Source organism: Campylobacter iguaniorum (assembly GCF_000736415.1).
Lineage (GTDB): Bacteria > Campylobacterota > Campylobacteria > Campylobacterales > Campylobacteraceae > Campylobacter > Campylobacter iguaniorum.
Genome location: NZ_CP009043.1, coordinates 1,661,030 through 1,684,608, shown reverse-complemented (window position 1 = coordinate 1,684,608; position 23,579 = coordinate 1,661,030). Strand labels below are relative to the sequence as shown.

Here is a 23,579-nt window from a genome sequence, read left to right as displayed (position 1 = left end):
AACTTACCTTTAGATTTTTAAATTAGGCTTTATTCTACCTAAAATTATATTAAAAATCAATTATTTGTCTATTTGAGCTTATTTGTTTATATGGTAATTTATGATATTATCTAATAAAATATATTAGTTATTCACATAGTGAAAAAGGTGTGAATAACTCTTGAAAGAGTAGTGATGAAAATCCTTGGAATAGATCCTGGAACACGTAATTGTGGGTATGCAGTGCTTGAAAAAGTCGGAAACAAAAAGACGTTAATAGAAGCTGGATTAATCAAAATCAAGCAAGATAGTTTGCAGTATCAAATCACTCAGCTTTGTGAGGGGCTAGATCTCATCTTTAAATCTCATCAGATAGATGCTGTGGCTATAGAAGATATCTTTTTTGCTTATAATCCAAAAACTGTTTTGAAACTCGCTCAGTTTCGTGGAGCTTTGAGTTTAAAAATACTTCAAATTCACGGTGAGTTTAGCGAATATACACCACTGCAAGTCAAAAAAGCAGTCACAGGCAAGGCAAAAGCAGCAAAAGAGCAGGTTGCTTTCATGGTAAAAAAAATGCTTGGAATAAATAAAGAGATAAAACCGCTTGATATAACTGATGCGATAGCGATAGCTTTGACTCACAGCTTTAATGTTAAGTAAATTTGAGCTTTGTTTTTGGCTTTGTCTTTTTGCGAAATTTGCAAGAGTATCGCTTGTACTTTGCTACGACTTACTCCAAATTTATACCGACAAACGCTCATTTACAGCCTTTGCCTTTAGCATAAATTTTCTCACTCGCACTGCACTCACAACTTGCAAATTTCATCAAAAATACTTCAGCTATGTTACTATAAACTAATTAAATTTAGCCAAAATGGCTAAATTTATAGATGATGATGTCTGCTTAAATCAGCTTTTCTTGGATCGACAGGCTTGGATTTTGTCATGAGCTTATGTACTAACCAAATACCAAGAAACAGATATAAACCTATATAGCTAGTAAGCAAATTAACCATATCTTTGCCTTGCATAAATGACTCGTAATTTTGCCCCACGATGACGATAGCACACATTATAAGAGCTACGATAGGTCCAAGAGGATACCATTTTGCACGAAATGGCAGATCTGCTGGATCTTTGCCTTGTATGACATAAGCTTTTCTAAATCTATAATGAGCCCAAGCGATTCCCATCCATGTGATAAATCCAGCAAGAGCTGAAGCGTTTATCAACCAGCTATAAGCCGATCCATCGCCCATAAATGATGTGAAAAAACACGCCGCGCCGATGATGGCAGTGGCTATAAGAGCGTATATAGGAACGCCACGAGCATTTGTCTTGCCAAATATCTTTGGAGCTTTGCCTGAGTGGGCTAGGGCGTAGAGCATTCTAGTACTTGAATAAAGCCCAGAGTTTCCAGCACTAAAAATCGCTGTGAAAATAACAGCGTTCATCACGCTAGCTGCAAAGGCAATGCCAGCTCTATCAAATACCATTGTAAATGGGCTTTGAGCGATGTCTGTTTCGTTGTTTCTAAGTAAATTTGGATCAGTAAAAGGAACTAAAGTGCCAATTATCGCAATTGCAAATATATAAAATAGCAAAATTCTCCAAAATATTGCATTTACAGCTTTTGGTATGCTTTTTTCTGGATTTTTTGCCTCACCAGCTGCGACAGCTACTAGCTCAGTGCCTTGGAAGCTAAATCCAGCCACCATAAATACGGCTAAAATTCCAAACCAGCCATTAACAAAAGGAGCCGACTCACCACTACTGCTTACTAAAGTCCAGTTGTTAAATCCGCCAGTATGACCATTCATAATACCAAAAATCATAGCCAAACCAAGCGCAATAAATGCTATAACAGCCACGACTTTTATAAGTGAAAACCAAAACTCACTCTCGCCAAATGCCCCAGAACTAAAATAATTAATGATAATAATAACGCTCAAAAATAGGGCAGACCACAAAGTAGATGGCACATCTGGAAACCAAAATTTCATAATTATAGCTGCTGCGACTAGCTCAGCTGCGACTGTGATAGCCCAGTTAAACCAGTAATTCCACCCAATAGCAAAGCCAAAAGATGGGCTTATAAAACGTGTTCCATACTCTTCAAAACTACCAGCAACAGGCATATAAGTAGCCATTTCACCAAGACTTTGCATAAGTAAATAAACCATAAAACCGATTAATGCATAAGCTAAAAGTGCGCCGCCAGGACCAGCTGTGGCTATAGTGTTTCCACTAGCTACAAACAGACCAGTTCCGATAGCGCCACCGATTGCTATCATATTTAAGTGGCGTGAGCTCATACCACGTTTGAGTTTGTGCTCTTCTAGATTATCCACAAGAACTCCTTATTTAATAAAATTTATTTTTGACAAACTTTGATTATATCTAAATTTGAATAAAATTCTTTGATTTGTGATGTAAATTTGATTTAAAAAATAAAATTTAGCTGAATTAGTTTGGAAACGAACTCAAATTTGAGCTCGTTTTATAAAAATGATTTTAAATTTATGCAGAGTAAATTATTGACAACCCTCGCATTCGACGCTTCTATCCATTGGTTTGTTATCAAGCTTGCTTGAGTCTGGGCTTTCGCTTCTTAGATAGTATGTGGATTTGACTCCAAGCCTCCAAGCTAGTGAGTAAATTTCACTTAGATATCCGCCGCTTGCTTTATCTAGGCTCATGAAAATATTTAAACTTTGACCTTGATCGATCCATTTTTGGCGGATTGCTCCAGCTTTTATGAGTAATTTTTGGTCTAGTTCATAGGCTGGCGTGTAGTATTGCCATGTATCGGGGCTTAAATTTGGCACGACTGAAGGTATCATACCAGAGAGATTATGCTCGAACCATTTGCGTTTATAAACTGGTTCGATTGTCTGAGTTGTGCCTACAAGTATGCTTATGCTTGAGGTTGGTGCGATCGCCATTAGATAGCCGTTTCTCATACCGTCGCTTTTGACTTTGGCTCTTAGTTTTTCCCAGTCGCAGTTATTGTCATCGAAAAGCCCACCGCGGTTTATGAGTGCTTTTGCTTCTTTGTTTGCTACATCGATTGGGAAGATACCTTTGCTCCAGTTTGAGCCTTCAAAATCAGGGTAAATTCCCTTTTCGACTGCAAGATTGCTTGATGCGTGTATGACTTCATAGCTTATGTTTTCCATGACTTTGTCTATAAACTCAAGGTGATCGTAGCTGCCCCAAGGGATTTGTTTTTCGGCTAGCATTTGAGCTTCGCCCATGACTCCAAGCCCGATTGCACGGCTGGCTAAGTTTGTGTGCTTGACTTTTGCGTGTGGATAGAAGTTTAGATCGATTACGTTATCAAGCATTCGTACGGCTATAGGCACGACTCTGGCGATATCTTCTTTAGTATTTATCTTGCTTAAATTTACACTTGCAAGGTTACAAACTGCGGTTTTGCCTTCTTTTAGTCCTTTTTCTACTATGAAGATTTCTTTGCCGTCCATAGTGTCAAGTGCGGTTATTTTTTTGGCTTTTTTAGTGTAGCCACCATCTACTGTAATGTCGATATTTTCATCAAAAAGTCGCTCACTTCCATCAGCGAAAACTACTTTTGTTTGGTAGTAATTTGGCTCTGTATTTTGGAAAATCTCGGTGCATAAATTTGAGCTTCTTATGATACCTTTGTGTATGTTTGGGTTGGCTCTGTTTGCATTATCTTTGAAGCACAAAAACGGCATTCCAGTTTCAAAATAATTAGTTAAAATTTTCTTCCAAAGCTCTTTTGCCTGCACTTGACTTTTTGTGATATTTGGGTCTTGCTCATACTCTATGTATCTTTTTTCAAACTCATCACCATAAAGGTCACAAAGATCGCTTGTGTCAGCTGGATCAAAAAGCGTCCATCTTTCGTTTTTCTCAAGGCGTTTCATAAATAGATCATTTATCCATAGAGCAGGGAAAAGCTCATGGGCTCTGCGACGCTCTTCGCCTGAGTTTTTACGCAAATCCAAAAAGTCGCTTATATCCATGTGCCAAGTCTCGATATAAACAGCGATCGCGCCTTTTCTAGTGCCTAGCTGATCGACTGCGACTGCGATGTCATTTGTGACTTTGAGAAATGGAATGATACCGCCAGCTGCGTTTTTGTGTCCGTCGATGCTGCCGCCCATTGCACGCACTTTACACCAGTCCCAGCCGATTCCACCACCAAATTTAGAGAGCAGAGCCATCTCTTTGTAACTATCAAAAATGCCTTCTATATTATCAGGAGTACTTCCTACATAGCAGCTACTAAGCTGGTGGCGTGTGGTTCTAGCATTGCTTAGAGTAGGGGTGGCGAGCATGACTTCAAATTTGCTTATAAGGTCGTAAAACTTCTTCGCCCAGTCTTGTGCGTTTAGCTCGTTTTGAGCTAAAAACATAGAAATTGCCATAAACATGTGTTGTGGTAGTTCGATAGGTTTGGCGTCTTTGTCTTTGATAAGGTAACGGTCATAAAGCGTTTTGATACCAAGATAGGTAAATTGCAAGTCACGCTCTGGTTTGATATAGGCATTTAGGTCGTCAAGGTCATATTTTTCTTTAAGTCCAAGCAGTATTCTTCCAGCTTTTTCGCCTTTTTCAAGGTATTGCCTTAATGTGTTATATCCGCTAAATCCAGTTGCTTTGTGATACAAATCGTATAAAAATAGTCTTGCTGCTACGTAAGTCCAGTTTGGGCGATCTATGTCGATTTTTTCGACTGCGGTTTTGATTAAGGTTTGTTGAATTTCTTCGGTTGTGATGTTGTCGCGAAACTGGATTTTCGCATCGACTTCAAGCTCGCTTAGGCTGACGTTGTCTAAGTTCGCAACTGCTTCGCTGGTGTATTTTTTTATCTTGGATATGTCTAATTCTTCTGTTCGACCGTTTCTTTTAATGACTTTCATGACTTTATTTGTGACCTTTAAATTTATGATATAAAAAGCCAAATCTTTGCGAATTTGGCTTTGCGTGGATTATTTGAATACTCTAGCAAAAATGCCATCTACATTTTTGGTGTAGTAGCTGTAGTCGAAGCACTCTTTGATCTCTTCGTTGCTTAGTTTTGCTCTTAGATCTTCATCGTTTAGTAAATTTTGTAAAAATAGGCTGTGACCTTGCTCGTCGATTGCTTTTTTGCCTTCTTGCAAGTCAGCCCAGACTTTCATAGCGTTTCTTTGGACGACTTTGTAGGCGTCTTCACGACTCACGCCACGTTTTGGTAGCTCAAGCAAGACACGTTGAGAAAATACAAGTCCGCCAGTTAAATTTAGATTTTTCATCATATTTTCTGGATAAACGACTAAATTTGAGATAAGATTTGTAAGGCGATTTAGCATAAAATCAGCAGTGATAAATCCATCAGGAAGTATAAATCTCTCCACTGAGCTGTGGCTGATGTCGCGTTCGTGCCATAGGGCTACGTTTTCCATAGCTGGCATAGCATAGCTGCGGATCATTCTGCATAGTCCAGTTACGTTTTCGCTTAGGACTGGATTTCTTTTGTGTGGCATAGCGCTTGAGCCTTTTTGACCTGGGCTGAAGTATTCTTCTGCTTCGTAAACTTCTGTTCTTTGGTAGTGACGAACTGCGACAGCGATTTTTTCACAAGAACTAGCTAAAATAGCTAAAGCACTCATGACTTGAGCGTATCTGTCTCTTTGGATAACTTGGTTGCTTGCTGGTGCTGGACTTAGACCCAAATACTCGCAAACTAGCTCTTCAAGCTCTAGTGGAGCGTGAGCGAAGTTTCCCATAGCTCCACTTATCATGCCGACGCTGATTGTTTTTTGTGCGTGAAGTAGAAGCTCATAAGCTCTTTTTATCTCATCATGCCAGATAGCTATGACAAGCCCAAAAGTAATAGGCTCACCGTGGATTCCATGGCTTCTGCCGACCATAAGAGTGTTTTTATGCTCCATCGCACGAGTTTTTAAAGCAGCCATTAAATTTGACACGTCTTCAAGGATAAGATCCAAGCTATCTTTGATCTGCAAAGCGACAGCAGTATCGATACAATCGCTGCTTGTCATACCAAAATGTACGAAACGGCTCTCATCGCCAAGGCTCTCAGAAACGCTAGTTAAAAATGCAATAACATCGTGTTTTGTTGTTTTTTCTATCTCATCGATGCGAGCTATGTCAAATTTAGCATTATCGCAGATCTTTTGACAGTCGTCATTTGGTATGAAACCTAGCTTATTCCAAGCTTTCACAGCTGCTAATTCAACCTTTAGCCAAGCATCGTATTTTGCTTGTACAGTCCATTTGTCACTCATGACTTTTCTAGCGTATCTCTCTACCATTTCCAGCCTTTTTAATAATAATTTTTGTATAATTTTAAGGTATGAATTATACAAAAATAAGGCTGAAAAGTTGGTTATAAATGGCTTATAAAAAGTTTAAATTAGGATATTTTTCTGGCGAAAAAGCATATAAAATTTTATTAAATTTAGGCTACGAGATGAGAGAGGCTCAAAGGCTTTGTGACAAGGGTAGATTAGTCGGAGATGGCGTGGTTTTTGCCAAAAATGATCTAGTTTGTGGGGAGGCTTATTTTATAGATTATGAGTGTGAGCCAAGGGGATTAAAGCCGATTTTTGAGTGTGATGAGTTTGGTGTGTTTGACAAGCCAAGCGGGGTTTTGGCTCATCCAAATGGTAGAAACTGCGAGTATAGTCTGTGTGATGAGATTTGGAGCTTGTGGGGCAGGGGTGCTTGCGTGGCTCATAGGCTTGACCGTGAGACTAGTGGAGTTATCGTCGTGGCGAAAAATCCAAAATCAGCCGTGGAGCTAAAGGCGGCTTTTGAAAATAGGGTGGTGGCTAAGAGTTATTTGGCTTTTGTGGGCGGTAAATTTGACGGAGCAGGGCTGAAGAAATTTGGTATTAATAATTTTGAAGAGTTCAAGGATAAGGCTGAGATTTTTGGAAATTTAGATGGCTTCGTGATAGATAAAAATATGGATATTACAAGGAATTATGACGATGTCAAAACTAGAATGCAAATCTGTGAAAATGGCAAAAGAGCTGTGACTGTCGTGCGGCTTTTAAAATACGATGAGATTGGCGATATCAGCCTTGTGGAGTGCTATCCTCTGACTGGAAGGCAACATCAGATTCGCTTGCATTTGTTCCATGTGAAACATAAAATCTTGGGTGATCCACTTTATGGCTTGGATAAATTTCATGTCGAGCAGATTTTAGACGGTATGATGAGTGAGAATGAAAGGCGAAAAATAACTGGAGCATCAAGGCTAATGCTCCATTCTAATATGATTAAATTTGAGTATAAGGGTCAAATTTACGAAGTTAAATCAAAGGCTAAATTTGATTTGGTAAATTGCTAAAAGAGATTAATCTTTCTCACTCAAAAGAACTTTGATAAAAAGTCCAAATCCCAAAACGACAACTATACCTATAAAAATCAGCTCAGCTATATCAAGCGCTGTCATTTTCTACTCCTTTGCTTCTCTCTTTTAGTTGGCCACAAGCCGCACTTATGTCTAAACCTTTGCTTTGGCGGATAGTGCAAGTCACGCCGTGGTTTTGCAAATACTCTTTAAATTTAGTCACATTTTCTATGCTTGGTCTTTGATATTCGCTGCCTTCGTGTGGATTGAAAAGTATCAAATTTACCTTAGCTTTTATGCCGTGAAGAAGTTTTACCAAGGCTTTCGCATCGCTGATGTTGTCATTGACCTTGTCCATTATGAGATATTCAAACATCACTCTCTTTCGCATATCAATCGGAAACGCTCTTACGGCGTCCATCACGGCAGCGATGTTGTAGGCTTTGTTTATCGGCATGAGTTTTGCTCTAAGCTCATCAGTCACGGCGTGAAGTGAAATAGCTAGAAGCACGCCAAGATCTAGATCACCAAGTTTTTTGATCTGACTTGCAAGTCCGCTTGTGCTGATAGTCTGGCGTCTAGCTCCGATCGCAAGCCCATCATTATCTTTTAAGATACTAACAGCTTTGCTAACGTTAGCAAGATTATCAAGTGGCTCGCCCATACCCATATATACGACATTTACACGACGTTCATAAGGTATGTTATTCTCTCTTTTTATCCACAAAATTTGACCCACAATCTCTCCGGCGCTAAGGTTTCTAACAAACCCACCTTTTGCAGTCAGACAGAAGCTACAGCCCATTTTACACCCCACTTGTGAGCTAACGCAAATCGTATAACGAGCGTGTCTTTCTACTTCGCCATCTTCGTTTGTTAGTTCCTCTTTCATCGGTAACAAAACGCTCTCAACAGTCTTACCATCTGTTAGCTTAAAAAGGTATTTTACGCTACCATCTTTACTAACTTCACTTCTAACGCATGTTAGTGGATCAAGGTAAAATTCGCTTTTCAACTGCTCTCTAACATCTTTTGAAATGTTAGTCATCTCATCAAAACTTCTAGCATTTTTTTTGTATAGCCACTCATAAATTTGCTTAGTTCTAAATTTTGGTTGGACGAAATTTGCTAACTCATCTTGTGTTAGGTCTAGTAAATTTCTCATATAATTTCTCTTTCTTTTATGTATTTTTCTAAATTTATTTTTGCTTGTTTGTGATTTTTGATGAAGTTTTCGTGGGCAAATTCATCACAAAAATTTGTCGCACACAAAATCCCACGAGCTGGAATATCAAAAAATTTCGCCACTTCAAGGACAGAAAATAGCTCCATATTTTCCATAAAAAGCCCCATTTGGCTAAATTTATGAGCGGCGATTTTATCTATCGTGATAAAATTTGATGAGTTGGTTACTAATGTTTCACAAGAAACATTTGGCATTTTCAAAGGCGAATAAGCTAAATCCAAAAGCCTACTTATTTCGTAATTTACAGCCGTTTTACTCTCGTAAATTTCCAAAATCTCTCCGTCTTTATATAGCCCACAAGTCCCGACAAACACTAACTCGTTAGTAGGATTTTTTGTTAGAATGTTAGTTAAATTTATAGCTGAGTTCACAAGTCCTATGCCTATAGGCGTAGCCCACGCGAAGCTTTCCACGTCCCCAGCGCAAACTATCAAAGCCTAACTCCGATGCCATTAGCCCTCAAAAACTCTTTTAACGCTTTGATCTCTATCTCTTTGTAGTGAAATATGCTTGCCGCTAGTGCTGCGTCGGCTCCAGATTTGAACGCTTCAAGTATATGCTCCATTGTCCCAGCGCCACCACTTGCGATGACTGGAATGCCTACAAGAGCGGCTATTTTACTTGTGACTTCAAGGTCATAGCCAGACTTTGTGCCATCTGTATTCATCGAGGTTAGTAGTATCTCTCCAGCGCCTAGCTCATAGACTTTTTTCGCCCATTCGTAAGCGTCAAGCCCAGTATCGACTCTGCCACCATTTATAAAAACGTGATAGCTCTTATCGACTTTTTTTACATCGATTGCGACGACTACGCATTGTGAGCCAAATTTATTCGCTGCTTCATTTATCAAATTTGGATTATGAACTGCCGAGCTATTTAGGCTAACCTTATCGCAACCCACGTTTAAAAGCTTGGAAATATCATCAAGTTTTCTTATCCCACCGCCCACAGTAAGTGGGATAAAAAGCTCTTTGGCGACTTGTTCGACCACATGCACGATGGTATCTCTGCCATCACTACTTGCAGTGATATCCAAAAAACAAAGCTCATCTGCACCTTCATCATTGTAGCGGCGAGCGACTTCTACTGGATCTCCGGCGTCTTTTAACTCTACAAAATTTACGCCTTTTACAACGCGGCCGTTATTCACATCAAGACAAGGAATTATGCGTTTTGCAAATTTATCCATAAAAACTCTTTTTTATTTGGATTTTACTATAAAAGTCTATAGAAATTACTTAATTAGTTTGTTAAACTAAATTTGATACAATATATCAAAAATCATAAGAAGCAAATGTGTCAAGAAAATTTACAAACCCGTTAAAAGCACTGAAATATCCAAATTTTAGACTATACTGGATCGGTATGGTTATATCCCAAAGTGGCACTTGGATGCAAAATATCGCTCAGCCGTGGCTGGCTTTAGAAGTCACAAATGACGCGACTTTGGTCGGACTTGTGGCTGCGGTGCAGTTCGTTCCGATGCTTGTTTTTTCGCTTTTTAGTGGGGTTTTGCTAGATAGAAAAGACAAAAAATTCATACTCAAAATCGCCCAAACTGGGCTTTGCCTAACTTCGCTTATCTTTGGGCTTAGTATTATTTTTGGCTTTGCTTCATATCCTGTGATTTTGATTTTAGCGTTTATCACCGGCATTTTTAACTGCCTTGACGCGCCTTGTAGGCAGTCGTTTTTGTATGAGCTAATAGACGATAAAAGTGATATTCCAAACGCCGTGGCGCTAAACTCAATGTCAGTGAATACGGCTCGTTTTGTTGGTCCTACTTTGGCTGGAATTGTTATGTTTAAATTTGGTCTTGCGGCATGTTTTTTTGCCAATTCATTTTCATTTTTGGCTATTTTGATAAGCTTATTTTTCATCAAACACAGCCCATCAAAGCTAAATAAACACAAAGAAAATGTCTTACAATCCATAATTTCAGGCATCCATTACATCAAAAAGCGTGAGATTTTGCTTAGTCCGCTTATCGTGATTTTGATCGTCGGGACGTTTTTGCCAAACTATAATGTGACGATTTCTGCTCTTAGTAAATTTAATGGTGGAAATGAGCAGACATTTGGCTATCTTATGGCAGCACTTGGTGTGGGATCGTTCCTTGGTGCTTTGTGGGTGGCATTTACGAGCAAAAATATCAGCTACAAAACGGTCAAATTTATGCCTTTTGTCCCAGCGACATTTTTGATTTTGATCGGACTTAGCCCGAATTTTATCCTTGCTGGAATGTTTTTAGCCTTGACTGGATTTAGCTTTATGATATGCGTTTCTACGATAAACTCACTTCTCCAGCTCAACTCATTCCAAGCATTTCGTGGGCGAGTGATGAGTATTTACACCTTATTTTTCTTAGGTTCTACGCCATTTGGTGCGGTTTTTGCTGGGTTTTTAGCAAATAAATTTGGCGCTGGAATGTCACTTGTGATATGTGGAGTCATAATCTATGTTTTGCTTATATTTTGGTGGATTTTCAAGAGTTTTTATCTTAAATTTAAAGGCTAAATTTATGCGTTTATAAGTCAAATTTGGCTACTATCCCAAGATGATAAAAGCGAAGAAAAAATTTGGTCAAAATTTTTTGCAAGATGAAAGCATCAAAAACAAAATCATCGAATCGATTCCCAATGGTGTAAAACGTATAGTTGAGATTGGGCCTGGCTTAGGTGATTTAACACAAAAGCTTGTTAAAACTAACAGTCAAATAGACTGCTTTGAGATAGATGGCGAACTCTATGAAATTTTAGTAGATAAATTTCAAGATGAGATATCAAGCAAAAAGCTAAGCATAAGCAATTGCGATGCTTTGAATGCTTGGGATAAGATAAGCAGCAGTGAGTATTTTTTGGTAGCGAATTTGCCATATTATGTTGCGACAAATATGATATTAAAAGCTATAGATGATCCAAACTGCAAGGGCTTGGTGGTGATGATACAAAAAGAAGTTGCCATCAAATTTAGTGCAAAAGACAGGGATAAAGAGTTTAGCTCTTTGGCTATTTTAGCAGCGTTAAAAGGCAAATGTGAGTTGCTTTTTGATGTGCCAAGCACTGCTTTTAACCCGCCACCAAAAGTCGTCTCTTCAGTCATAAGACTTGTTAAAGATATGGATTTGAGTTTAGATCTAGATTACGCAGAGTTCAAAAACTTTCTAAAAGCAGCGTTTAGCGCTCCTAGAAAGACACTTCTAAAAAATCTGTCTAGCTTGCAAAGCAAAGAAATGTTAGAAAATTTGTTTGCTAAATTTGAACTAAATCCGACTATCAGACCCCACGAGCTTAGTGTCGCCTTATATTTAAAAATATTTAAAGAGGCTACAAATGAACGAAGAGAACAAAGAAAAATCAGTTGCGGAAAAATCAGTTACGAGTGAAAAACCAAATAAAAGACGCAGATACAAAAATCATAGAGATAATCTAAAAAAACAGGTCAAAACAGGCGAAGAAGAGGCAACTCAAAACGCCCAAACTAATCAAAATGGCGAAAACAAAGAAGCTCCAAAACCTAAAAAACGCAGACACAAAACGAACAATCCAACAGTAAAAATCAGTGGTAATGAAGACTGGCAAAAGGATATGAAAGCCGCAATAGAGGCAAACAAAGCAAGCCACGAGCTAAGACTAAATCCACTAAAATACCTAAGTTCAAGCGAGCATAAAATCAGAGTAACTCCACTTGGTGGGCTTGGCGAAATCGGTGCGAATATGACCGTATTTGAGACCGAAAACGACGCTATTATAGTAGATATCGGTATGAGTTTTCCAAGCGAGAGCATGCACGGGGTTGATATTTTGATACCAGATTTTGATTATGTTCGCAAAATCAAACAAAAAATCCGTGGTATCATCATCACTCACGCTCACGAAGACCACATCGGAGCTGTGCCGTATTTTTTCAAAGAATTTCAATTCCCGCTTTATGCTACTCCACTTCCACTAGGAATGATAAGTAACAAATTTGAAGAACATGGCTTAAAATCATATCGCAGCTACTTCCGCCCGATAGAAAAACGCAAAATTTACGAGCTTGGCGACTTTGAAATCGAGCTTATACATATAACTCACTCTATCATTGATGCAAGTGCTTTAGCTATCACTACAAAAGCTGGAACGATACTTCACACAGGCGATTTCAAGATAGATCACACTCCAATCGATGGCTATCCGACAGATCTAAACCGCCTTGCGTATTATGGCGAAAAGGGCGTTTTGTGTATGATGAGCGACTCTACAAATAGCTATAAAGAGGGTATCACAAAGAGTGAAAGCAGCGTAGGAAAGACATTTGATAGCATATTTGCCACTGCAAAAGGTAGGGTTATCATGAGCACATTTAGCTCAAATATCCACCGTGTTTATCAAGCTATCGAGCGTGGTATCAAACATGGCAGAAAAGTCTGTGTAATAGGCAGAAGCATGGAGAGAAACCTCTGGACTGCTATCGAGCTTGGATATGTAGGCTTAGACAAAAAGATATTTATCGACGCAAATGAAGTCGGAAAATACCCAGACAATGAGGTCTTAATCGTGACTACTGGAAGTCAAGGCGAGACTATGAGTGCGCTTTACCGCATGGCGACTGATGAGCATAAATATATCAAAATTAAACCAACAGATCAGATCATAATCAGCTCAAAAGCAATCCCAGGCAATGAAACAAGCGTTTCTACTGTTTTAAATTTTTTACTAAAAAGTGGAGCAAGCGTAGCTCATCAAGACTTCAGCGAAATCCACGTCAGTGGTCACGCAGCACAAGAAGAGCAAAAGCTTATGATACGCCTTATCAAGCCTAAATTTTTCTTGCCAGTTCATGGAGAGTATAACCACATCGTTCGCCACAAAGAAACAGCTTTGGCGTGCGGGGTTGATGAGAGAAATGTATATCTTATGAGTGATGGTGATCAGATAGAAATCTGCCAAAAATATATTAAAAGAGTAAAAACAGTAAAAACTGGTAAGGTATTTATAGATAATCAAATCAACAAACAAATCAGCGACGATGTCGTCATAGATCGCCAAAAACTAGCTGAAGCTGGAGTGGTAACTATCATCGCTCAAATAGATAAAAATGCTAAAAAACTTATCCAAAACCGCGTCATAAGCCATGGTCTTGTGAGCGAAAGGCAGAGCAAAAATCTAAGCAAAGAGATGGAAGAGGTGCTTTTACAGTTTTTAAGTAACGTAAAAGATGAGCTTTTACACGATCCAAGAGCCTTAGAAAACCAAATCAGACAAGTTATCAGAAAGCATATATTTAGAAAAATCAAAAAATACCCAACAATCGTCCCTGTTGTGTACTTAATGTAATATCAAATTTAACGGAGAAAACTATGGATATTATCGCTATCGCAAAAGATGTGCTAAATTTAGAAGCAAATGAGCTAAATAGACAGGCAAATTTGCTTGATGATAAATTTCAAAAAGCCGTGGAGCTAGCTTTTAAGTGCAAAGGTAAGCTCATCATAACTGGAGTTGGCAAAAGCGGTCATATAGCAGCCAAAATCGCTGCAACTCTAGCAAGCACTGGCACGCCTAGCTTTTTCTTGCATCCTACTGAAGCTTTGCACGGCGATCTTGGTATGATAAGCACTAGCGATACTGTGCTAGCCATTAGTTTTAGTGGGGAAAGTAGCGAACTGCTAGCTATTTTGCCTCATATAAAAAGACGTGGGATAAAAATCATCGGTATGGCAAAAAGCGGCTCAAGTCTGCACCATTTGAGCGATGAGTTTATGAGCCTTGATATACTCAAAGAAGCTTGTCCTTTAGGAGCAGCGCCTACAGTTTCTACCACGCTTACCTTAGCTCTTGGCGATGCTTTGGCGGTTTGCTTGATGAAGCTAAGAAACTTCCAAAAAGAGGATTTTGCTATGTTTCATCCAGGTGGAAGTCTTGGCAAACGCTTATACCTTAAAGTTAGCGATGTAATGAGAAAAGAAAATTTACCTATTGTTAGTGATGATGTTAGCTTGAAATTTGCTATAGATACGATGACTCATGGCAAACTTGGTACTGTTTTACTAACAGATAAAAGCGGTGAGTTAGTAGCAGTTCTTAGCGATGGCGACCTTAGACGCGCTCTTGGTGAGCCAAATTTTGACATAAATGCTAACGCGATTAGCTATGCAACCAAAAATCCAAGAGTGCTGGATAACGAAAATTTGTTAGCTTATGAAGCTTTAAAACTCATCGAAGAGTATAAAATCCAAATCCTAGTCGTGACAAAAGACAAAAGGCCAATCGGTGCTTTACACATCCACGACTTAACAAGCTTAGGACTATAAATGCGTATAAATAAATTTATCTCTCATAACACTAACTACTCACGCCGTGAAGCAGATGAGTTAGTAAAAGACAAAAAAGTTAGCATAAATAACAAGGTAGTAGAAAATCTTGCAACCGAAGTAAATGACGGTGACAAGGTCAAAATAGGTCAAAAACTCATAAAACTAAAAAAAGAATTTAGCGTAATTGTTTATAACAAACAAAAAGGCGAGTTAGTAACCAAACGTGATGATCGTGGCAGGAAAACAATATATGATAATTTGCCTCGCGGGCTATCTAAATTTATCAGCATTGGCAGGCTGGATTTTGCCAGTGAGGGTCTGCTGCTGCTCACTGATGCTCCAGCTATTGCTGAGGCTTTGATGAGTAGCGATATCGAGCGTGAATACTACCTAAAAGTCAAAGGCGAGATCACTGAGCCAGTCATCGCGGCTATGCAAGAGGGATTTTTCGCTAAAGACGCTACAAAAGGCGCTCACGCTAAAACCAAGCAAATTTCTATGGAATTTAAGCCATTTTTAGCATACAAAGTCATCTCACAAAGTGGCGGATATACAAGACTAAGAGTCATTATAAACGAAGGACAAAATAGGGAACTTAGAAGATTTTTTGGATATTTTGACCTTGAGGTTATGGATCTAAAACGCGTTAGTTTCGGGCGTGTTAGCCTAGATCAGCTTGGCGATGGCAAATGGCGATACTTCACAAATAGCGAATATGATGATTTAAGGGATTTTCTAAAGCAAAATAATGTAAGGTACTAAGATGGCAAAATCTATTATAGAAGTAGCAAAAGAGGTTTTAGAGCGTAAAAAAGAGGCGTTAAATCCAAATCGTATGTATCATATCGCAAAAGATTTGGATTTGATAAGCGATTTAAATTTAGGTGGTAAAACTCCTTGGGCTAGTTTTGGAGCTAGAATTTATATTGATATTAAAGGCAATCCAAATTCAGTATTTGAAGTAGTTAGCACAAAGCCTATGCTTATAAAACTAAAAAATCAAGATGTAAGCAAGCCTGTAAATTTAGCAGAGCAAATATCTCCAAAAGAGCCACAAACTTCATATTGTGAGAGAGATTTACACATTCTTTTGACTAGATTTGTTTTTGTAAATGATAATTTTAAGGCTTATACTAAAACAATTTATCATGAAAGTAGTAAAAAAGCCCAAAAAGGCGTTGATAAATGGTTGTATCCAGATATCGTTGGTGTTAGCTTTGAATACAGAGACTACCAAAAAGAGCTTAGCAAATTTATAAACAAATTTAGCACACTTCCTGTTAAAATTTATGCTTTTGAGATGAAAAAACATTTAAATGTAAGCAGTTTTAGAGAGTATTATTTTCAAGCTGTTAGTAACTCAAGCTGGGCAAACGAGGGCTACCTTGTTGCACTTGATATTGATGAGAGCGATGAGGAGCTTATGGATCTCATCAAACGAATGAGTGGCTCATTTGGAATAGGCGTCATTAGCCTAAGTTCTCAAAATGTCGATGAAAGTGTGATTTTAGCAAGGGCTAAATTTAAAGAAAGTTTGGATTACTCTGTGATGAATGAGCTAAGTAGCAAAAATCCAGATTTTAAAAAATTTCTTGAGAGCGTTGAAGAGTTTAATATAGAAAAAGAATACCGAAGCATAATCGAATTTGATAAAGTTTTAGATAATGAAAAATTAGAAAATTATCTAAAAGAGAAAAAAATCAAGGATTAAATTTGCTCACTCAGTTCCAAAGTATAATGAAATAGCTTTTCCAATTTTACAATTTGCGGTAGATAAAACTGATTTTACTATTAGGGAAGCTTATGTTTTTATAGCCGACCATTTTAAACTTAGTGAAGAAGATTTATTTCTAACCACAAAAAAAGCAGCCGCTATATAAAAATAGAGTAGACTAGGCTATGATTTATTTAATAGCAGTCTCCTAGCAGAGCTAATGATAAAATATGAAGTTGGTGTTCAAATCAGAGAAATAAAGAAAATTTATAAAATCGATACTGATTTTTTTGACCAAGAGATTTAAGGATCAAATATGAAAGGATCAAATATGAGACGTAAAGACCGTGAGCTGGGCGAGCAAGACGCTCTTAAAATAATAGATGATAGCCAGTACGCAACGCTTAGTTGCATAGATGAAGATGGTGAGATTTTTAGTATTCCTATCTCTATAGCAAGAGTTGAAAATAGCATTTTTATACACGGTGCAAAGGTCGGAAGCAAGGCAAGGCTCTACCAAAACGGTAAAAGCGTTACGTTAGTAGCTGTTAGTAAAAATGAGGTTCCAGCCCCAAGCTATGAGTTTTGCCAAAGCATCAAAGACAATGCAAGAGAGCTTGGAAGCTCTGTTTTTACTACAGAATATCTCAGTGCGGTCGCAAAAACTAGAGCCTATGAAGTCACAGACGAAGCCCAAAAAATCAACGCTTTACGCCTGCTTTGTGAAAAATACACACCTGAATATATGGAATATTTTAGCGTTGCAGCGACTGGCTCACTTCAAAGAACCAGCATTTATGAGCTAAAGATTGAGTCATTAACTGCAAAAGCAAAAATCATAAAATAAAATTTAAATTTGATATAGAAATTAATAAAATTTAACCGCCAAACATTCACAAATAAAGGTTATAATCTAGCAAATTTATATCAAAGGAATCCTATGAAAAACATCATGCAAAACCGCTTTTCGTGTAGAAATTTTACTAGCAAAAAGATTGCTAAAGAGGCAATAGACGAGATTTTGGATCTTACAAGACTTAGCCCTAGTTCGTGCGGGCTTGAACCTTGGAAATTTATGGTTGTTAGCAAGAGTGATGATTTGGCCGAGCTTGGAGAGATTTGCAATAATCAAGATCATGTCAAAAACTGCTCTCATGCGATCATCATCATCGCTAGAAATGATCTAAAAGGCGGATGTGAGTTTATCAGACATCAAGTAGATAGAAAACCACGCACACCCGAGAGATTGCAAAAAGCACTTGACCACTTCGCGGCTCGCTTTGACCCACAAAGCGACGATGAGATTATGGCTTACGCGACAAATCAGTGCTACATGGCTTGTGCGAATCTAGTAAATATCGCTCAGAGCTTAGATGTAAAAAGCTGCATTGTGGCTGGATTTGATCTTGAAAAATTAACCAAATTTGTAGGTTTAGACGAGCATTTTAAGCCAGTTTTGGTCGTGGCTTTAGGATACAGTGATGAGAAGGCGCCAGCTAAAACTAGACAAAGCTTTGATCAAGTCGTAATACAAAAATAATATACAAAAGCGACTTTTGTGACGCAGGTCACGGTTTATCTGCAAGCATTATGCTAAGATTTATCATATTCAAAGCTTAAGGAGCATATATGAAAAAGTTAGCAGTTTTATTTACAGGTCTATTTTTAGCTTTTGGTCTTACAACTAACCTAAGCGCAGCAGAAAAATGTGGCACCAGCAAATGCGGCGATACAAAAGTCGAGAAAACTACAAAATGTGGCGACGCAAAAAAAGATGACGCAAAAAAAGATGCGAAATGTGGCGCTAGCAAATGCGGAGCAACTAAGTAAATTTAGTTGATAAATCCTATTAAGTGTGGCTTATCGTCGCACTTCTTCTTAAATACAATCACACAAACAAGGATTTTCATGAGAAGTTTTTGCTCGCTACTTTCTTTGGTGTCTTCAAATTTTCAGTCAATAACGCTACTTTTGATACGTTTGATTTTAGCTTTTGGCTTTTATGAAACGGCGATTTTAAAATGGCAAAATATAGAGCCAACTGCTGAGTGGTTCGCATCTATTGGGGTGCCATTTCCACTTTTGAGCGTGTATTTGGTGGCTATTTTTGAGGCTTTGGCGGTGGTGCTTTTTGTGCTTGGGCTTTTTACTAGAGCTATTTGCGTTCCTTTGATCGTGATTATTTTGGTTGCGATTTTTAGCGTTCATTTCCAAAACGGATATAGTCTTGCGAACAACGGTTTTGAAGTTCCGCTTTATTATCTTGCTATGATACTTACTCTTTTTTCATTTGGTGGCGGAAAAATCAGCCTTGATAAAGCAGTATTCAAAGATGATAAATAGACGGTTTTTTTGCAAAACAGTGCCTTGTGCCTTGCTTTTGTCGTTTATGGGCTTAAATGCCAGCGATAAAACTCCAAGCACTGATGAGGTGTTTTCTATTTTAGACAGGGTTTCAAAGCTCGTATTTCCACAGATAAAAGCTCTAAATATAGATGCTTTGTCGTATTTCAAACTAGTTTTATCTCACTCAAAAATTTCAAAAAAAGATAAAAATTTTCTTATAAATGGTTGCTTGTGGCTTGATGAAATCGCAAGACAAAACTATCAAATTTCGTTTGTAAATTTAAGCCAAAACGAACAAAACAGGCTTTTAAATTTGGTTATAAAAGAGCAAGATTGGGGCGAAAATTGGGTTTATGATCTGCTTATTTTTTGTTCAGAGGCTACTTTTGGTGATCCGATTTATGGAGCAAACATAGATGCAAATGGCTGGAAATGGGTCGCTCATGAGACTGGTTTGCCTCAGCCAAAAGTACCATTTCTGTAGAAATTCAGATTAAATAAGGCGATAAATGGTTTATGATGTTTGCATAATCGGTAGTGGTGCAGGTGCAAGCCCTGTAGCTTATGAACTAAGCAAAGCAGGCTTTAGCGTGGTTGTTTTAGAAAAGGGCGAGTTCTACAAAGAAGATGATTTTAGCAAAGATGAACTAGCCGTTTCAAGACGCAAAATGTTCGTCCCAGAGCTAAAAGATGAGTATCATATCGTAATCCAAAAAGAACCAAACGGCGAAACTAAAGAATATAAAGGCACTTGGAGCTTTTGGAATGGCTCACTTGTGGGCGGAAGCTCAAATTTGATGAGTGGGTTTTTTCATAGGCTTAAGCCAAATGATTTTAGGCTAAAAAGCGTTTATGGCGAAATTGATGGTGCAAATGTTATTGATTGGCCAATAAGCTATGATGATTTGGAGCCATATTATACGAAGGTTGAAGAGGTTGTCGGCGTATCTGGAAAAGTCGTAAAGCATAAATTTAGTGAGCCTAGAAGCAAGATGCATTTTCCGTATGAAAAACTAGAAGAAAACGAAGCTACAAAGTGGTTTGATAAAGCAGCTTTGGATCTTGGACTTACCCCGCTTCCAACCCCAAGAGCTATTATTTCACGAAATTTGCTTGATAGAAATGCGTGTTATTATTCGCATTTTTGCGGGGGATTTCCTTGTGCGAGTAGGGCTAAGGGCAGTGGGCGTGTTTTGCTCCAGCAGTGCCCTGCCAAAATCATCCCAAAGGCCTTTGTTTACAAGCTAGTGAGTGATAAATTTAGTGTAAAAGAGGCTTTGTATTATGATGAATTTAAAAAATCTCACAGCATAAAAGCCAAAATTTTCGTAGTCGCAGCTCAAGCGATCGAGACTTCAAGGCTACTTCTAAACTCAAAAAACAAGCACTTTCCAAACGGACTAGCAAACAACTCAAATCAAGTCGGCAAAAATTTGATTTTTTCAGCTGGTGGGGCTGGAAGCGGGACATTTTATCTAAAAGATCTTAGTAAATTTGATGGTGATGCCTTGATGAGTAGGGGACTGTTTTTTAATAGATTTATCCAAAATTGGTATGAATTTAGCCAAAATGGCAAAAAGTACAAAGGCGGAACGATCGATTTTTTATTTGAGCACCCAAATATTATTCCAAATATCATAGAGCAGTTTTACGACGATGACGGAAATTTGCTCTATGGGGATAAACTTATGGCAAAGATAAAAGCCAATATTTATGCTAGTAGAAAGCTGACATTTGAGGTCTTTAATGACTGGTTACCTACTAACACAACTTTTGTTAGTGTTAGTGATACTTACAAAGACAAATACGGCGTACCAGTAGCCCTGATAAACCTAGAAGCTCACAAACACGATCTCAAAGTCGGTGAGTTTTTGTCTAAACAAGCTGTAAAAATCCTAGAAAAAATGGGTGCAAAAGATGTTAGCTATAATGCTAGTTATGATCCGCCACCAAATTTAGTAGCTGGCGGGGCTAGATTTGGTGATGATCCTAGCACTAGCGTTTTAGATAAAAACTGCAAAGCTCACGAACTAACAAATCTTTATGTTAGCGACGCTTCATTTATGCCTACTGGTGGAAGCGTGCCTTATACTTGGAGCATATATGCAAATTCATTTAGGGTGGCAGATATCATCAAAAAAAGGCTCTTAAATTTAGTATAAATTTGGTAAAATTACGCCAAAAAAGGAAATTTATGGAAGTCAAATTGCTAAATCACACGCCGCTTTGGGTCTGCTCAAACGCCATTCGCACTTGCTGGCAAAGCTTTGATAAAAGCGATAATGGTGGAGAAAAAGATATAGAACTGATCGACCGTGTGGGAAACAAATTTAAACACGCAAGCACACTTGAACATCTTTATTATAATTTTTATATAAAAGGCGTGAGTAGAGCGTTGCTTCAAGAATTAGTCCGTCACCGTATCGCAAGTCTAAGCGTGAAAAGCACTCGCTACACCCTAAAAGAGCTAAAAAACGAAAGTGAATTTAAAGCTGGGGATTTTGAAAATGCAAGTAGATATTTAGTGCTAACTGGCAATGAGTTTGTCGATAATGCTAGCATAAACGCACTTGAAAACTTACGTCAAATTCTAGCTAAAAATACAAGCCTTGACATAGCTAAATACTGCTTACCTGAGAGCTATAAAACTGAGCTAAGCTGGAGTATCAATGCTAGAAGCTTGCAAAACTTCATCGCTCTTAGAAGCTCTAAATCAGCGCTTTGGGAGATAAGAGAATTAGCAAATTTAATCTACCAAAATTTGCCCGAAGAGCATAAATTTATCTACGAAGATCATTTGGCTAAAATTGATTAAGGCTAAAAACAACTCAAGAGCCAATTAAAATTGATTAAAGCAAGCTGCTTTAATCTTCTTGCTCTGGCAAGCTATCAAGATATTCATTTGCCACTTTTAGTGCTACACTGATGTTGGCACAAACGTTCTTTTTGCCTATTTGATTATATAGTGGTGAGTTTCTTAAGACTTTTCTGACATCTCTATTTACGCCAGATAAGACGACGTGTATGCCGTGATCGTGAGAGAGTCTATATAGGCTTTCTAGGTTGTGAAGCCCAGTCGTATCCATAAACGGAACCTTTCTCATGCGGATTATTCTTACTTTTGCTTTATGCTCTGCGACGATATTCATCAGCTCATCTATTTTGTTTGCCACTCCGAAGAAAAACGGCCCATCTATCTCATAAACTTCTATTCCATCTCTTAGCTCAAGCTTAGCTTCTTCATGGTGAAACTCGCCCTCATCGCTAAGATCAAGCCCACCAGTAGCCACTGAGATTTTGGTATTTTCTGAAACTCGCTTCATAAACAAAAGCACAGCAAACAAAAGTCCGACTTCTATAGCTACAGTTAGGTTGAAAATCACTGTTAGCAAAAACGTGATGATAAGCACGCTTGCATCAGATCTTGAGTTTTTGATGAGTGATAAAAACGTTCTCCACTCACTCATATTATATGAAATCACAGCCAAAACTCCAGCCAAACAAGCTAGCGGAATGTGCTTAGCTAGTGGGAGTAAAAATAGCATGATAAGCAGCAGCATCACAGCGTGGATAATGCCTGCAATTGGGCTTTTTGCTCCGTTATTTACGTTTGTCATGGTTCTAGCGATTGCTCCAGTGACTGGAATACCACCAAAAAACGGCACGACTACGTTTGCAGCGCCTTGTGCGACTAGCTCGGTGTTTGAGTTATGCTTGTCTCCTGTGATGCCATCAGCCACAGTCGCAGAAAGCAAGCTTTCTATCGCGCCCAAAATCGCAATTGTTAAAGCAAGTGGAATTAGAAGCTGGATTTGGTCTAAATTTGGCAAATCAAAGCCTTGAAGCTTAATATCGGCACTCAAATCTGGGAAGCTATCGCCGATGGTCGTAATGCCAGTAATTCCAAAATATTTAGTCAAAGCAACTGAAATAATAGTCACGATAATGATAGCTATCAGACTTCCTGGGATTTTTTTAGAAAATTTAGGTGTGATAAGGATAAGAATCACGCTAAGCAGACTCAAAAACACAGCCACAGGCGTAATGCTGCTTAAATTCGAAAAATAAACCACCCATTTTGAGAAAAAATCGCCAGGCAAATTCGTCAAATTTAGCCCCAAAAGATCATTAACTTGCGTGGTAAATATAGTCACAGCAATACCACTCGTAAAGCCCACGATTATAGGATATGGGATAAATTTGATGATACCTCCAAGCTTCAAAAAGCCCATTAGCATAAGCATGATTCCAGCCATTATGGTAGCCACTGCAAGCCCACCAATCCCAAACTGTGGATTTGCCACGATACCATAAACAATAACAATAAAAGCACCAGTCGGCCCGCCGATTTGGACTTTTGTACCGCCAAGAAAAGAGACTATAAATCCGCCAATTATCGCAGTTATCAGCCCTTTTTCTGGGCTTACTCCACTTGCTATGCCAAATGCAATTGCTAGTGGCAATGCCACGATGCCTACGATGACTCCAGCCATCAAATCAGCTATAAATTTATCTTTTGAATACGTTTTTAAGGTCGCAAAAAGCTCTGGATGAAAGCCTAGTTTGAGTTTCATAAATATATCCTAAATAGTTTTAAAATCTGTATGATATAGCTATAAGATTAAATTTGTAATAAAAT

Annotated in this window: 23 protein-coding genes; 16 read left to right on the top strand and 7 right to left on the bottom strand. The window is 38.3% G+C overall.

Annotation, left to right across the window (positions count from 1 at the left end):
* Positions 1–174: 174 nt before the first annotated feature.
* Together ruvC and CIG1485E_RS09475 are read left to right on the top strand one after the other, a co-directional pair.
* On the top strand, positions 175–642 hold the full coding sequence (gene ruvC / locus CIG1485E_RS08585; protein WP_038455440.1) for a crossover junction endodeoxyribonuclease RuvC: 468 nt from the start codon (positions 175–177) through the stop codon (positions 640–642).
* Positions 632–841, top strand: coding sequence for a hypothetical protein (locus CIG1485E_RS09475; protein ID WP_158336123.1), 210 nt, complete (start codon positions 632–634; stop codon positions 839–841). Before ruvC ends, CIG1485E_RS09475 begins: the two co-directional genes overlap by 11 nt.
* Before the next feature lie 25 nt (positions 842–866).
* On the opposite strand, the gene CIG1485E_RS08580 is transcribed toward CIG1485E_RS09475, so the two are convergent.
* The 3 genes from CIG1485E_RS08580 to purB form a co-directional block, all read right to left on the bottom strand.
* Positions 867–2,333 (bottom strand): amino acid permease, encoded by a 1,467-nt coding sequence (locus CIG1485E_RS08580; RefSeq protein ID WP_038455438.1) that lies wholly within the window; start codon positions 2,331–2,333, stop codon positions 867–869.
* A gap of 183 nt (positions 2,334–2,516) precedes the next feature.
* Positions 2,517–4,892 carry a ribonucleoside-diphosphate reductase subunit alpha gene (locus CIG1485E_RS08575; protein WP_038455754.1) on the bottom strand — a complete coding sequence of 792 codons (2,376 nt, stop codon included), beginning with the start codon at positions 4,890–4,892 and terminating at the stop codon, positions 2,517–2,519.
* Positions 4,893–4,961: 69 nt separating this feature from the next.
* Positions 4,962–6,290 (bottom strand): adenylosuccinate lyase, encoded by a 1,329-nt coding sequence (gene purB, locus CIG1485E_RS08570; RefSeq protein WP_038455437.1) that lies wholly within the window; start codon positions 6,288–6,290, stop codon positions 4,962–4,964.
* Between the two features lie 80 nt (positions 6,291–6,370).
* Here purB and CIG1485E_RS08565 point away from each other — a divergent pair, with 80 nt between their 5' ends.
* Entirely contained in the window at positions 6,371–7,333 is a 963-nt protein-coding gene (locus CIG1485E_RS08565) for a pseudouridine synthase family protein (protein WP_038455436.1), read from the top strand.
* Between the two features lie 91 nt (positions 7,334–7,424).
* Here CIG1485E_RS08565 and rlmN read toward each other — a convergent pair whose 3' ends face one another.
* From rlmN to hisF, 3 genes are read right to left on the bottom strand one after another with little or no spacing between them, the layout of a single operon-like run.
* On the bottom strand, positions 7,425–8,501 hold the full coding sequence (gene rlmN, locus CIG1485E_RS08560) for a 23S rRNA (adenine(2503)-C(2))-methyltransferase RlmN (protein WP_038455434.1): 1,077 nt from the start codon (positions 8,499–8,501) through the stop codon (positions 7,425–7,427).
* On the bottom strand, positions 8,498–9,016 hold the full coding sequence (locus tag CIG1485E_RS08555) for a nucleoside phosphorylase-I family protein (protein ID WP_038455432.1): 519 nt from the start codon (positions 9,014–9,016) through the stop codon (positions 8,498–8,500). Before CIG1485E_RS08555 ends, rlmN begins: the two co-directional genes overlap by 4 nt.
* Complete coding sequence (gene hisF / locus CIG1485E_RS08550; RefSeq protein ID WP_038455431.1) at positions 9,013–9,771, bottom strand: imidazole glycerol phosphate synthase subunit HisF; 759 nt, start codon at positions 9,769–9,771, stop codon at positions 9,013–9,015. Before hisF ends, CIG1485E_RS08555 begins: the two co-directional genes overlap by 4 nt.
* Positions 9,772–9,878: 107 nt before the next feature.
* Here hisF and CIG1485E_RS08545 point away from each other — a divergent pair, with 107 nt between their 5' ends.
* The 13 genes from CIG1485E_RS08545 (at position 9,879) to thyX (ending at position 21,755) form a co-directional block, all read left to right on the top strand.
* Positions 9,879–11,099: an MFS transporter gene (locus CIG1485E_RS08545; RefSeq protein WP_038455430.1), complete on the top strand. Its 1,221-nt coding sequence runs from the start codon at positions 9,879–9,881 to the stop codon at positions 11,097–11,099.
* Positions 11,100–11,139: 40 nt separating this feature from the next.
* Positions 11,140–11,967 carry a 16S rRNA (adenine(1518)-N(6)/adenine(1519)-N(6))-dimethyltransferase RsmA gene (gene rsmA / locus CIG1485E_RS08540; RefSeq protein ID WP_038455428.1) on the top strand — a complete coding sequence of 276 codons (828 nt, stop codon included), beginning with the start codon at positions 11,140–11,142 and terminating at the stop codon, positions 11,965–11,967.
* Positions 11,915–13,900 carry a ribonuclease J gene (locus CIG1485E_RS08535; RefSeq protein ID WP_038455427.1) on the top strand — a complete coding sequence of 662 codons (1,986 nt, stop codon included), beginning with the start codon at positions 11,915–11,917 and terminating at the stop codon, positions 13,898–13,900. Before rsmA ends, CIG1485E_RS08535 begins: the two co-directional genes overlap by 53 nt.
* A gap of 23 nt (positions 13,901–13,923) precedes the next feature.
* Complete coding sequence (locus CIG1485E_RS08530; RefSeq protein WP_038455426.1) at positions 13,924–14,877, top strand: KpsF/GutQ family sugar-phosphate isomerase; 954 nt, start codon at positions 13,924–13,926, stop codon at positions 14,875–14,877.
* Positions 14,878–15,642: a pseudouridine synthase gene (locus tag CIG1485E_RS08525; RefSeq protein ID WP_038455425.1), complete on the top strand. Its 765-nt coding sequence runs from the start codon at positions 14,878–14,880 to the stop codon at positions 15,640–15,642.
* A gap of 1 nt (position 15,643) precedes the next feature.
* Positions 15,644–16,591, top strand: a complete 948-nt coding sequence (locus CIG1485E_RS08520) for an HTH domain-containing protein (RefSeq protein WP_038455423.1) — start codon at positions 15,644–15,646, stop codon at positions 16,589–16,591.
* A 334-nt stretch (positions 16,592–16,925) separates the two neighbouring features.
* The gene (locus CIG1485E_RS08515; RefSeq protein ID WP_038455752.1) at positions 16,926–17,441 is read left to right on the top strand and encodes a pyridoxamine 5'-phosphate oxidase family protein; all 516 of its coding nucleotides are present in this window, start codon (positions 16,926–16,928) and stop codon (positions 17,439–17,441) included.
* 93 nt (positions 17,442–17,534) lie between these two features.
* Positions 17,535–18,134, top strand: coding sequence for a nitroreductase family protein (locus tag CIG1485E_RS08510; RefSeq protein WP_038455422.1), 600 nt, complete (start codon positions 17,535–17,537; stop codon positions 18,132–18,134).
* 89 nt (positions 18,135–18,223) lie between these two features.
* Entirely contained in the window at positions 18,224–18,424 is a 201-nt protein-coding gene (locus CIG1485E_RS08505) for an HvfA family oxazolone/thioamide-modified RiPP metallophore (RefSeq protein ID WP_038455420.1), read from the top strand.
* Between the two features lie 78 nt (positions 18,425–18,502).
* Complete coding sequence (locus CIG1485E_RS08500; RefSeq protein WP_038455418.1) at positions 18,503–18,937, top strand: HvfX family Cu-binding RiPP maturation protein; 435 nt, start codon at positions 18,503–18,505, stop codon at positions 18,935–18,937.
* The gene (locus tag CIG1485E_RS08495; protein WP_051870972.1) at positions 18,927–19,424 is read left to right on the top strand and encodes a gluconate 2-dehydrogenase subunit 3 family protein; all 498 of its coding nucleotides are present in this window, start codon (positions 18,927–18,929) and stop codon (positions 19,422–19,424) included. The genes CIG1485E_RS08500 and CIG1485E_RS08495 overlap by 11 nt, the downstream gene beginning before the upstream one ends.
* 25 nt (positions 19,425–19,449) lie before the next feature.
* Entirely contained in the window at positions 19,450–21,102 is a 1,653-nt protein-coding gene (locus CIG1485E_RS08490; RefSeq protein WP_038455417.1) for a GMC oxidoreductase, read from the top strand.
* A gap of 32 nt (positions 21,103–21,134) precedes the next feature.
* A complete protein-coding gene (gene thyX, locus CIG1485E_RS08485; RefSeq protein WP_038455415.1) occupies positions 21,135–21,755 on the top strand; it encodes an FAD-dependent thymidylate synthase in 621 nt (206 codons plus the stop codon).
* 49 nt (positions 21,756–21,804) lie between these two features.
* Here the strand turns inward: thyX and CIG1485E_RS08480 are convergent, their stop codons facing one another.
* On the bottom strand, positions 21,805–23,514 hold the full coding sequence (locus tag CIG1485E_RS08480; RefSeq protein WP_038455414.1) for a SulP family inorganic anion transporter: 1,710 nt from the start codon (positions 23,512–23,514) through the stop codon (positions 21,805–21,807).
* Between the last annotated feature and the right edge of the window lie 65 nt (positions 23,515–23,579).